The organism is Pseudomonas extremorientalis (assembly GCF_001870465.1).
Lineage (GTDB): Bacteria > Pseudomonadota > Gammaproteobacteria > Pseudomonadales > Pseudomonadaceae > Aquipseudomonas > Aquipseudomonas extremorientalis.
The window spans coordinates 18,396-30,529 of the sequence record NZ_MDGK01000011.1 but is presented as its reverse complement, the minus strand read 5'-3'; the positions used below and the strand labels follow the sequence as shown (position 1 = coordinate 30,529).

Here is a 12,134-nt window from a genome sequence, read left to right as displayed (position 1 = left end):
CACCTGAAGAAGCCCATCTCTGCATGATAGTCCGCCCCAAACCCAACCTCCTCGGCATCCTGTTCTCGCTCAAGGGTTCCATTGCCAAGCGCATCGCCCTGCGCAGCCTGCTGGTCACGCTGCTGGCCTCGGTGATCGTGCTGGTGGAAACCCTGCACCCGGCCTACTTCTCCAAGGTCAATGCCACGCCGTTCACCCTGCTCGGGCTGTCGTTGTCGATTTTCATGAGTTTTCGCAACAACGCCTGCTATGACCGCTGGTGGGAAGGCCGCAAGCAATTGGGGCAGATGATCATCGATGTGCGTTCGCTGATCCGCGAAACCCAGGTGCTCACAGATCCGGCTGAGCGTGCTGGCCTGCTGCGCAGCCTGTGCGGCTTCTCCCACGGCCTGGTTGCACGGTTGCGCCATGAGGATGAAGCCCGGGCCATCAAGCCGTGGGGGACGGTCCAGGCCAATCACCCCAACCTCCCCGACAGCCTGCTGCAACAGCTGGGCGCCCGGTTTTCAGTGCTGGCCGAGCAAGGTGTGATCAGCGAGTGGCGCTACACACAATGGGAAACCCGACTGGTGAGCCTCAGCCAGGTGCAGGCGTCCTGCGAGCGCATCAAGAGCACGCCGCTGCCCTTCCCCTACACCCTGCTGCTGCATCGCACCATTTACCTGTTCTGCATTTTGCTGCCGTTTGCCATGGCCGAGCCGCTGGGATGGTTGACGCCAGTGTTCACCGCGATTGTCAGCTACACCTTCTTCGGCCTCGATGAAATCGGCGATGACCTGGAGGACCCGTTCGGTTTTGACGAGAACGACCTGCCCTGCAATGCCCTCCTGCGCACCCTGGAACGCGAAGTGTTGGCCGCCCTCGGTGAAACCGACCTGCCGCCACCCCTGGAGCCGGAGGACTACGTGCTCACCTGACGCGAGTTTGACACCCGTCGTGGTCTGACCGAAGCTGACGGCTTTGCTGCCCTCGCTTTCGGACGCCTGCATGTCAAAGTCACGCCGTTATTCCATCGTCGGCCTGTGCGCCCTGCTGTTGATTGTGCTGCTCACCTGGTATTTCTCTCGCGCCACCCCGGCAGTCGTGCCCCCCGCTATTGCCCACGGTTATTCAAAAGCCTTGAAACAGGCGCGCAACGGTGAGCCCGGTGCGGCGCGTGTGTTGTACCAGCAACTGGGTCGACCGGATCTGTCGCCCGAGCGCCGCGCCGCGTTGCACGCCGAACTGCCCAACTACCCCAGCCCCCAGGCGCTGAAACTGGCGGACAAAGACCTGGCCAGTGACTCACCGCTGGTACGCGAGGCTGCCATCCACAGCATTGTCGGCCTGGTGCCCACCGGCCAGCGCACGCTGCTGCTCGGCCCGGTGCTGGATGATCCCGAGCAAGAGGTACGGTTTGCCGCCGCCAATGCCTTGCTTGGCCTGTCTCCCGATACTCTGGGCCTGTACTTCGGGCCGTTGCAGCAGGTGCTGGATGAGTTTGTGAAAAAGCTCAAGGCCCAGCCCGAAACCGCCGAAGGCTGGATTCAACTGGCGCGCCTGTACATTCACAGCGCCCTGCTGCCGGACGCGCAAAACGCGCTTGAGCAGGCCATGCGCCTGCAACCGGATAACCTGCAAGCCGTGGTCGCGCAGATCGAGCTGCTGGACAAGCAAGGCAAGACCGAGGAGTCCCGCCAATTGTTGGCACGCCAGCTGGCCGCGCATCCGGAGTCGGCCTACCTGCAACATGCGCTGGGCATGTGGCTGCTGCACCATGGTGAACGCCCCTACGCCCTGCTCGGCCTGTCCAAGGCGGTGGAGCTGGAGCCGGATAATCAGGATTACCGCTACGACCTCGCGACGACGTTGCATGCGCAAGAGGAATTGGAGGCTGCGCAGCGCCAACTCGAAGAGATCATCCAACGCCACCCGGCCAATCGCAAAGCCCGGGTATTGCTGGTCAATTATTGGAAAGAAAGCGGCCAGTTGCAGAACGTCCAGGTCCTGCTCGCCCAGCTCGAGCAACAGAATCCGGACGATCCTGCATTGCAGCAAGGCCTGTAGGCCGGACTGGAATTTGTTGAACCGCCACAAATTGCTACGGTCAAGAGAACATGGCGCGTCCATTTGGGCGCGCATCCTCTACTCGTATGTGACCTGAGGGCACTTCTTGTCTACATCCCAAGCGCAATTACCCGAAGAGAAAGCGGCCACTGGCATTGACGGTCTTGATGACATTCTTGCCGGGGGGCTCTCGCGCAGTCACCTGTTCCTGCTGGAAGGTGAACCCGGCACCGGTAAAACCACGGTCGCCCTGCACTTCCTGCAGTCCGGGGCCAGAGACGGCGAGCGATCGCTGTACATCACCCTGTCGGAAACCGAGCGTGAGTTGCGACAAGGCGCCAAGTCCCATGGCTGGGACCTGGATGACAATATCCATATCTTCGAACTGACGCCGCCGGAAAGCCTGCTCAACGCCGACCACCAGCAGAGCCTGCTGTACTCCTCCGACCTGGAACTGGGCGAGGCCACGCGCCAGATCTTTGAAGTGGTGGAAAAGGTCAAGCCAAAGCGTGTGGTCATCGACAGTCTTTCGGAGATCCGCCTGCTCGCACAAAGCTCCCTGCGCTACCGTCGGCAGATCCTCGCGATCAAGCACTATTTCGTGCGTTACGACACCACAGTGCTGTTGCTGGACGACCTGACCACCGAATCCCTCGATAAAACCGTGCACAGCGTGGCGCATGGCGTGATCCGCCTGGAAGAGCTGACCCCCAACTACGGTGCCGAGCGCCGTCGCGTGCGGGTGGTCAAGTACCGAGGCCAGAAATACCGGGGCGGCTTTCACGACTTCACCATCATGGGCGACGGCGTTCATGTATTCCCGCGCCTGGTGGCGGCCGAACATCGTGGCGGCTACAAGCGCGAGACCTTGAGCAGCGGCATCGCCGCGCTGGATGCGTTGATGGGCGGCGGTGTCGAGACCGGTTCCAGCAGCCTGATCCTCGGCCCGGCCGGTACCGGCAAGTCGTTGATCTCGATGATCTTTGCCGCAGCCGCCGTGGCGCGGGGCGAGAAAGCCGCGTTGTTTATCTTCGATGAAGAACTGGGGCTGCTGTTCGAACGCATGAGAAACATGGGGATCGACCTCGCCGCCCTGCAGGCGACCGGTAACCTGTTGATCGAACAGGTGGATGCGGCCGAATTGTCCCCGGGCGAGTTTTCCCACCGGGTGCGCCGCTGTGTCGATGAGCGCGGCATCAAGACGGTGGTGATCGACAGCATCAACGGCTACCAGGCGGCCATGCCCGAAGAAAATGCGCTGATCCTGCATATGCACGAGTTGCTGCTCTACCTCAACCGCCGCGGCGCAGCGACGTTCATGACCGTCGCCCAACACGGGCTGGTCGGCGACATGCAGGCGCCTGTGGACATCACCTATCTGGCCGATACGGTCATTCTGCTGCGCTACTTCGAAGCATTGGGCAAGGTGCGCCGCGCCATCTCGATCATCAAGAAGCGCACCGGCAGCCATGAAGCCACTATTCGTGAATACCGGATTGGCGCCCAGGGGATGACGGTTGGCGAACCGCTGGATAATTTCCAGGGGGTCCTGCGCGGTATTCCGACCTACATGGGCGCCGGCTCCCCGCTGCTCAAGGATGAGGGGGTGTGACGGGCCTCATTCCGGTCTCCGAGCGTGCAATCGTATTGGCGCCAATGGGACGCGATGGCTCGCTGGCGCTGATGATGCTCAATGAAGCCGGGTACGCCGGCATCGTCGCCAGCAACCTTGGGGCATTGTGCGAGGCCCTGCAGGAGGGCGCCGGGCTGCTGATCATCGCCGCCGAAGCCCTGCGTGGGGTGGATCTTGACCCGCTGTTGACCTACCTGCACCAGCAGCCGGCATGGTCGGACTTGCCCATTGTGTTGATGACCCACCACGGCGGGACCGAACAGAATGGCTCATCCCACCTGAGCGGCCTGCTGGGCAATGTGACCTTCCTGGAGCGCCCCTTCCACCCGGTAACGCTGATCAGCCTGGTGAGCACCGCCTTGCGCGGTCGCCGCCGGCAATACGAAGCCCGCGACCGCCTGATCGACCTCAGCGATAGTGAGCTGCGCCTGCAACGCACGCTTGAAACCCTTGAACAGCAAGTCGAGGAACGTACCGCCCAACTGCGCAGCAACGAAGAGGCACTGCGCCAATCACAAAAAATGGAAGCCGTCGGCCAATTGACCGGTGGTATCGCCCATGACTTCAACAATATGCTCACCGGCATCATCGGCAGCCTGGAGCTGCTGCGAAGGCGTGTGTCCCGAGGCAAGTTGGACGATCTCGACAGCCTGATCGACCTGGGGGTGACCTCGGCCAACCGTGCCGCCGGCCTCACCCACCGCCTGCTGGCGTTCTCGCGCCGTCAATCCCTTGATTCCAAACCGGTGCAGATCAACCGCCTGGTTACCTCCATGGGGGAGCTGCTGCAACGCAGCATCAACGAAAGTATTCGCTTGGATATGCGTCTGGCGACTGATCTATGGACGGCCGAGGCCGATCCCAACCAATTGGAAAGCGCCCTGCTCAACCTGGTCATCAATGCCCGCGATGCCATGCCCGGTGGCGGCAGCCTGTCCGTGGAGACCACCAACCGGCATCTCGACAGCGTGTTCACCGCCGCCTACGGCACCTTGAAGCCCGGTGACTACGTTGAGTTGAGCGTCAGCGACACCGGCTGTGGCATTCCGGAAAGTGTGATGGGCCGCGTGTTCGACCCGTTTTTCACCACCAAGCCCATCGGCCAGGGCACCGGCCTTGGGCTCTCGATGATCTATGGCTTCGCCCGCCAGTCCCATGGCCATGTGACCATCCATAGTGAAGTGGGAAAAGGCACCACGGTGAGCCTGTTTCTGCCACGGTTTATCGGTGAAGTTGTCGCCGATGCCGTGGTGGATCCGGCGTTGTTGCCGTTCGCCAATGCCGGTGAAACCGTGCTGATTGTCGAAGACGACCCGGCCGTGCGGGTGCTGGTCAGCGCGGTTCTGAAGGAGCTGGGCTACGGTTTTGTGGAAGCTGTCGACGCCAACTCCGCCGTGCCCATTATCGAGTCGGAACAGCGTATAGATTTGATGATCAGCGACGTTGGCCTGCCCGGTATGAATGGTCGTCAATTGGCGGAAATCGGCCGGCAGATACGCCCGCAACTCAAGGTTCTGTTCATTACGGGGTATGCCGAGCATGCAGCCGTGCGGGGTGGGTTCCTCGACCCGGGCATGCAACTGATCACCAAACCGTTCACGTTTGATCTGTTGACGGCAAAAGTCCGAGAAATGATCAGGGGTTAGGGCTGCATGCGAGCAGCCCTATTGCGCTTCAGGCCAGCAAGCGCTGGATATGTTCCTGCAGGGTATCCAGATCAAACGGCTTGGCCAGGATCGGCGCGTTGCGTGTGATCGGGCTGTTGCAGTCGAGGATTTCCTGCGGATAACCGCTGATAAAGATGACTTTCAGCTCCGGCCTCAGCAGCAGCGCAGGCTCGGCGATCTGCACACCGGAGATACCCCCCGGCAAACGGTAATCCGTGACCATCAGGTCCAGGTGCGGCTTGGTCGCGAGAATTTCGAAAGCCTGCTCCCCGTCGATCGCCTTCAACACCCGATAGCCCAGGCCGGCCAGGTATTCACCCAACACAAACATAATGGATTCGTCGTCCTCGACGATCAGAACGACATCTTGTGCATCTTCACTCATGGGAAGCCTTTGTCCGGTCAATAGCTGCAATTACGACCATGGGGTCACGCAGAGGTTGCGTCGAGGTGACGATTGAATTCAAGCCGTCGCCTGCAAGGGCAGGCACACCCTGAACAAGGCGCCCTCGCCTATCCGGCTCTCGACTTCGATGGTGCCGCCATGGGCTGCAACGATCTGCTCGGAAATGAACAGCCCCAGGCCCAGGCCGGCCGCAACCTGGCTGGCCGATACCCGTTCGAACTGCTGGAAGATACGCTTCTGGTTGTCTTCACTGATACCAATGCCGTGATCGCGCACTTCTACGCGGGCTTCGTCATGCTCGCTGTACACGCGCACTTCTATCGGACTCTTGGCCCCGTAGCGCAAGGCGTTGGTCAACAGGTTGGTGACCACTTGCTCAATGCGGAACTCATCCCAGTGACCCTCCACGGAGCCTTCGGCAGTCAGGGTCATGGATGAATCCGCCGCCGCGACCTGGGGCGCGAAGTTCTCCACCAGGCTGCTGACAAGCTGTGTGAGGTCAAACCGCGCCGGGCGTATCGACAGTTTGCCGGTGCGGATGCGCGATACGTCGAGCATGTCTTCAATCAGGCGGATCAGGCTCTGGATCTGCCGTTCATCACGGTCGACCATGGCGTGCATCTTGTCCAGGGTGAACGCGGCGGCGTTGTCGCGGGCCAGGTGCATCTTGCGCAACTGGGTTTCGAGGATCAGCCCGTTGAGCGGCGTACGCACTTCGTGGGCGACGATCGACATGAAGTCATCACGCATGCGCACCGCCTGCTCCAGCTCGGCCTGGGTGGCCTGAAGACGTGTCAGCAGCAGTTCCTGCTCGCGACGGCTGCGCTCCAGGGCTTCGACCTGTAGCTTCATGGCCTTGCTCTGGCGGTACAGGTCGACGAACACGTTGACCTTGCTCTTCACCGCATGGATATCCAGCGGCTTGTGCAGGAAGTCCACGGCGCCGCTTTCGTAGCCCTTGAAGGCGTAATTGAGTTCGCGGCCGGCGGCGCTGACGAACACAATCGGGATGTTCTTGGTTTTCTCGGTGCCGCGCATCAGTTCGGCCAGCTCGAACCCGTTCATGCCGGGCATCTGCACGTCGAGAATCGCCATGGCGAATTCGTGCTCCAGCAACAGGGACAAGGCCTCGTCGGCGCTCAAGGCCTTGAATACCTGGCGGTCCTCGCGCTTGATCAGCGCTTCGAGGGCGAGCAGGTTTTCCGGCAGATCGTCGACGATCAGCAGTTTGGCCTGGACAGTACTTAACATGGGGAATATTCCAGCGAAGCCAGCAATGAGCCAATGCGGCTCAACGTCAGAATGTGGTCGGGTGTGTGCAGCGCCAGGGCTGCTCGGGGCATGACGGCGACACGTGCCTCAGTGGGCTCCTGCACCACGGTGGTTCCGCCCTGCTGCTTGACGTGGGCCAGGCCACGGGCGCCGTCCTGGTTGGCGCCGGTCAACAGGATGGCGAGCAAGCCCGTGCCGTAGGCATCGGCGGCGGACTCAAACAGGAAGTCGATTGCCGGGCGCGAATGGTGCACGCGGTCCTCCTGACTCAGGGACAGGCTGCGATCATGCTCCACCGACAGGTGATAACCAGGCCCGGCAAAGTACAGCGTGCCGGGCTTGAGCACTTCCTTATCGCGCGCCTCCACCACCGGCATGGCGACGCGGCGATCAAACACCTCGGCCAGCTGGCTGCGGCGCTCGTCGGGCAGGTGCAGCACGGTGATGATGGGCAGGCCGAAGTCCGCAGGCAATTGGGCAAATACCGTCAGCAACGCTTCTACGCCACCGGCGGAGGCGCCGATAACAATAGCCTCTATGCCCCGGACCTGTGCCGGGCTGGCAGCCGCTTGATTCATAGCTTTCGGTAGATCCGTTCCTGTTTGACCAACGGTTCGAATTGCTTGCTGTACGCGGAGAAATCCAGGGTCTCCTTGCTGCCCAGCACCAGGAAGCCGCGATGACACAGCGACTCATGGAACAATCCAAACGCTCGATCCTGCAATTTTTTATTGAAATAAATCAGTACGTTACGACACGAAATTAATTGAGTTTCCGAGAATACACTATCGGTTGCCAGGCTGTGATCGGCAAAGGTCACATTCTCACGCAGTGTTTTATCGAAGATCGCGTAATCGTAAGCCGCGGTGTAGTAGTCGGCAAATGAACGTTGTCCACCGGCCTGCTGATAGTTGGCGGTATAGGCGCGTACGTTCTCCAGGGAAAAGATCCCCTGCTTGGCCTTGTCCAGCGACGCCGGGTTGATATCGGTGGCGTAGATGATCGTACGCTCCAGCAACCCCTCCTCGCGCAGCAGGATGGCCATGGAGTACACCTCCTCGCCGGTGCTGCAGCCGGCGATCCAGATCTTGATCGACGGGTAGGTCTTGAGCAGCGGCACCACTTCCTGGCGGATCGCGAGAAAGTGCGACGGGTCGCGAAACATCTCGCTTACCGGAATCGTCAGGAACTGCAGCAACTGCATGAACGCCGCCGGGTCGTGCAACACGCGCTCCTGCAAGGCGGAAATGGTCGCGCAATCAAACTGGCGCAAGGCATGAGCCACGCGGCGCTTGACCGACGCCCCGGAGTAATCCCGGAAGTCGTAGCTGTACTTGAGGTAAATCGCCTCGATCAACAGGCGCAGCTCAATATCGCTGCTTTTTTCCAAGAAACTTCGCTCCACTTAAATGCGTTCCATCTTCGGTAGCCACACGCGAATCAGTGAGAACAGGCGATCCAGGTCGATCGGCTTGGCCAGGTAATCGTTGGAACCGGCCGCGAGGCAGCGCTCCTGATCGTCTTTCATGGCCTTGGCCGTCACCGCGATGATCGGCAGCTTTTTCCAGCGCGGGTCCTGGCGGATCAGGGCAGTGGCCTCGTAACCATCCATTTCCGGCATCATCACGTCCATCAGCACCAGGTCGATATCTTCGACTTCATTGAGTTTGTCGATGGCCTCACGGCCGTTACGCCCGATGACCACCACCGCGCCTTTGTGCTCCAGGGCGCTGGTCAGGGCGAAGATGTTGCGCACATCGTCGTCCACCAGCAGGATCTTGCGCCCCTCGAAGACCTTGTCGCGGCTGCGGGCGGTCTTGAGCATCTTCTGGCGATCATGGGACAGCTGGGATTCGACTTTGTGCAGAAAGAGTGTGACCTCATCCAACAGGCGCTCCGGCGAGCGGGCGCCCTTGATGATGATCGAGCGCGAATACTTGCGCAGTTCGGCTTCTTCATCGCGGGTCAGATTGCGCCCGGTATAGACGATCACCGGCGGGAACGAGCAGATGTCCTCGGTGGCCATGCGCTTGAGCAGTTCGTTGCCGAGCATGTCTGGCAGCTTGAGGTCGATGATCATGCAGTCATAGACGTTAGTGCGCAGCAGGTCCAGGGCGGCCTGGGCGTAGCCGACGTCGGTGATCTCGATGTCATCGTCGCCGATCAGGCGGGCAATGCTGTCGCGTTGCAGGTCATCATCCTCTACCAGCAGTACGCGCTTGACCTTCTGGGTCAGCTTGGCTTCCAGGCGCGCGAACACGTCCTTGAGCTCTTCGCGGGTGGTGGGTTTGACCGCATAACCGATGGCGCCCATGTGCATGGCGGCTTCCACGCGGTCTTCCACGGAAATCACATGCACCGGGATGTGCCGGGTATTGGCGTGTTCCTTGAGGCGCTGCAGCACGGTCAACCCGGAATGGTCCGGCAGGCGCATGTCCAGCAGGATGGCGTCGGGCACATATTCCTCGGCCAGGCTGTAGCCTTCGTCCGCACCGTGGGCCACCAGGCAGTGGTAACCCAGCTCATGGGCCAGGTCGAACAGGATACGGGCGAAGTTAGGTTCGTCTTCCACCACCAGGATACAACGTGTGGTGAACGGGGCCTTGTCGCGGTCATCGGCGAAGCGCGGGATCTGGCTGGCATCGGCCACCGGCAGCGGCGACACCTTGGCTGGAGCCGGTGCGGGCACCACCACTTGGCGCGGCGGCTCGATCGGTGCTGCGTCCTCCCCTGGCTCTGCATAATGTTCCGGCAGCACCAGCGTAAAGGTGCTGCCTTTGCCCGGGGCACTGGTCACGCTGATATAGCCACCCAACAGGGCCGCCAGGTCGCGGGAAATCGACAGGCCCAGGCCGGTGCCGCCGTAACGGCGGTTGGTGGTGCCGTCGGCCTGGCGGAAGGCTTCGAAGATGCTTTCCTGCTGGTCTGGCGCAATGCCGATGCCGGAGTCGCGTACCGTAAAGGCAATGCCCTCCTCCGATGCTCGCGACACCGACAGGCTGACCTCGCCCTGTTCGGTGAACTTGACCGCGTTGGACAGCAGGTTCTTGAGGATCTGCTCCAAACGCTGGCGGTCGGTGAACAGCATGGTCGGCGTGCCTTCCTGCACCTCTACCTGGAAGCCCAGCTTGCGATCAGCCGCCAGCGGCTCGAACATGCCGCGCAGGCCGTCGACAAGCCGTGCCACGCTGGAGTTTTCCGGGCGCATCTCCAGCTTGCCGGCCTCCACCTTGGAAATATCCAGGATGTCATTGATCAGGTTGAGCAGGTCATTGCCGGCGGAATAGATCGACTCGGCAAACTTGACCTGTTCGGCGCTGAGGTTTTCCTGGGGGTTCTCGGCCAGCAACTTGGCCAGGATCAACGAGCTGTTCAGCGGCGTGCGCAGCTCGTGGGACATATTGGCGAGGAATTCGGACTTGTACTTGCTGGAGCGCTGCAATTCTTCGGCGCGTTCTTCCAGTTCGAGCTGGGCCTGGTTGAGCTCGATGTTCTTGCGGTCCATGGCGTCGCGTTGTTCGGCCAGGGTCTCGGTCTGTTCGGCGAGTTGCTCGTTGGTCTGTTCCAGCTCGGCCTGTTGGGTTTCCAGGTGGGCCTGGGACTCCTTGAGGATGCGCGACTGTTCTTCCAGCTCTTCGTTGGCGGTCTTGAGTTCTTCCTGCTGCACTTGCAGCTCTTCGTTGAGCTGCTGGGTTTCGGCCAGCACTTCCTGCAGGCGCTGGCGGTACCGCGCCGCTTCGATGGAGGTGCCGATATTGCCGGCGATCAGCTCCAGCAGCTCTTCGTCACGCTCTTCCAGCGGGCGCAGGAAGCCCAGTTCGACCACGCCATTGACGCGGTCATCATCACTGGTGGGCATGACCAGCACGCTGCGCGTAGGCCCTTCACCCAGACCGGAGCTGACCTTGAAGTAATCCACCGGCACGTCATCCAGGCGAATCAGGCGATCGAGCTGGGCAGCCTGGCCGACAATGCCTTCGTCACTGTAGATCGCTTGTTCCCGCTGTTCCTGTTCGCGGGAAAAACCATAAGTGGCCACGCGCTTGAGACCGCCGTGTTCTTCGCGCACATACAGCGCGGCAACCGCCGAGCCCATGTACTGGGCAAAAAATTGAAGGATGTTGCGCCCGAGCATATTAAGGGTCAGTTGGCCGAGCACCTGCTCGGCCAGTTCGGTCTGGCCATTACGCAGCCAGGCTTGTTGTTCCAGGCGTCGCGCAATCTTCTGCTGTGACATGAGGTTTGCGCTGTAACTCTCTGATAGAGATACGAGATTTTTACGGCCGATATATGCCAGGAAGCCACTCAAGCCCAGCACAAAGACCAAATACAGGGTGACGCTGATCACCGTGGTGCGGGTGACTTGTTCGTTGCGGGTGATGCGGAACTGCTGCTCCATCGCCACCGCGTCTTCGTATTCCTTGCGGATTTCATCGGTCAGGCGCTTGCCACGGCCGGCCTTGACCGCGCTGCGGTAGTCACCGCTGGTGCGCTGCATATCTATCATCGACTGGGCGTAGTTGTTCCACTCGGCCTGCAGGGCTTCCAGGCGCTTGAGGCGATCCACCTGCTGCGGGTTGTCCGCCACCAGCTCCTGCAGGTTACGCAGGTCGGCGATGATGCGCGGCTTGGCCACTTCATACGGGTCGAGGAAATGCTCGTCGCCGGTGATCAGGAAGCCACGCATGCCGGTTTCCAGGTCCACGGTCAGCTTGGACGATTCATTGAGGTTATTGATAACCCGATCGGTGTGCTCAACCCACTGGATCACCGACAGCAGGTAGGTGATGAGGCAGACGAAAAACACCGCGCTGAGCACGCCCACACCCAGGGGCAATGCGACGTTTCGGCTCAGCAGGTTACGAAAGCTCTTTTCATCGACGGACGAAGCGGGAGTCATGGGCATGCCTTGGCCAAGTGTGTAAAAACCGGAAGTTTGCCCCAAAGTCGCACAGGAACGCCATTTTTCTACCGTACAACGACGAAAAGGGTGACTGCCATCGTGGAAAAGAGCCGCTCGGTCAACCCCTTGCATCCGGTGGACGTCGTACTTTTTCACACATCCTCGCGTCAGGCTCCGGAACGTTAAAGAGCAGCCATTCCACGTAAA

The 12,134-nt window shown here is 60.8% G+C and carries 9 protein-coding genes; 4 read left to right on the top strand and 5 right to left on the bottom strand.

Going from position 1 to position 12,134, the window contains the following annotated elements; translation table 11 throughout:
• Nucleotides 1–23 precede the first annotated feature (23 nt).
• The 4 genes from BFN10_RS02425 (at nucleotide 24) to BFN10_RS02410 (ending at nucleotide 5,325) form a co-directional block, all read left to right on the top strand.
• Nucleotides 24–917 (top strand): bestrophin family protein, encoded by an 894-nt coding sequence (locus BFN10_RS02425; protein WP_071488293.1) that lies wholly within the window; start codon nucleotides 24–26, stop codon nucleotides 915–917.
• A 70-nt stretch (nucleotides 918–987) separates the two neighbouring features.
• Nucleotides 988–2,046, top strand: coding sequence for a tetratricopeptide repeat protein (locus tag BFN10_RS02420; RefSeq protein ID WP_071488292.1), 1,059 nt, complete (start codon nucleotides 988–990; stop codon nucleotides 2,044–2,046).
• 106 nt (nucleotides 2,047–2,152) lie between these two features.
• Nucleotides 2,153–3,658 (top strand): ATPase domain-containing protein, encoded by a 1,506-nt coding sequence (locus BFN10_RS02415; protein ID WP_071488291.1) that lies wholly within the window; start codon nucleotides 2,153–2,155, stop codon nucleotides 3,656–3,658.
• Nucleotides 3,655–5,325, top strand: a complete 1,671-nt coding sequence (locus BFN10_RS02410; protein WP_071488290.1) for an ATP-binding protein — start codon at nucleotides 3,655–3,657, stop codon at nucleotides 5,323–5,325. The genes BFN10_RS02415 and BFN10_RS02410 overlap by 4 nt, the downstream gene beginning before the upstream one ends.
• Nucleotides 5,326–5,353: 28 nt before the next feature.
• Here the strand turns inward: BFN10_RS02410 and BFN10_RS02405 are convergent, their stop codons facing one another.
• The 5 genes from BFN10_RS02405 to BFN10_RS02385 all read right to left on the bottom strand — a co-directional run bounded on the left by BFN10_RS02405 (nucleotide 5,354) and on the right by BFN10_RS02385 (nucleotide 11,924).
• Nucleotides 5,354–5,731 (bottom strand): response regulator, encoded by a 378-nt coding sequence (locus BFN10_RS02405; RefSeq protein ID WP_071488289.1) that lies wholly within the window; start codon nucleotides 5,729–5,731, stop codon nucleotides 5,354–5,356.
• Nucleotides 5,732–5,809: 78 nt separating this feature from the next.
• Nucleotides 5,810–7,003 carry a hybrid sensor histidine kinase/response regulator gene (locus BFN10_RS02400; protein WP_071488288.1) on the bottom strand — a complete coding sequence of 398 codons (1,194 nt, stop codon included), beginning with the start codon at nucleotides 7,001–7,003 and terminating at the stop codon, nucleotides 5,810–5,812.
• Complete coding sequence (locus BFN10_RS02395; RefSeq protein WP_071488287.1) at nucleotides 6,997–7,602, bottom strand: chemotaxis protein CheB; 606 nt, start codon at nucleotides 7,600–7,602, stop codon at nucleotides 6,997–6,999. Before BFN10_RS02395 ends, BFN10_RS02400 begins: the two co-directional genes overlap by 7 nt.
• Nucleotides 7,599–8,429, bottom strand: a complete 831-nt coding sequence (locus BFN10_RS02390; RefSeq protein ID WP_371322019.1) for a CheR family methyltransferase — start codon at nucleotides 8,427–8,429, stop codon at nucleotides 7,599–7,601. The genes BFN10_RS02395 and BFN10_RS02390 overlap by 4 nt, the downstream gene beginning before the upstream one ends.
• Nucleotides 8,430–11,924, bottom strand: coding sequence for a response regulator (locus BFN10_RS02385; RefSeq protein WP_071488286.1), 3,495 nt, complete (start codon nucleotides 11,922–11,924; stop codon nucleotides 8,430–8,432).
• Between the last annotated feature and the right edge of the window lie 210 nt (nucleotides 11,925–12,134).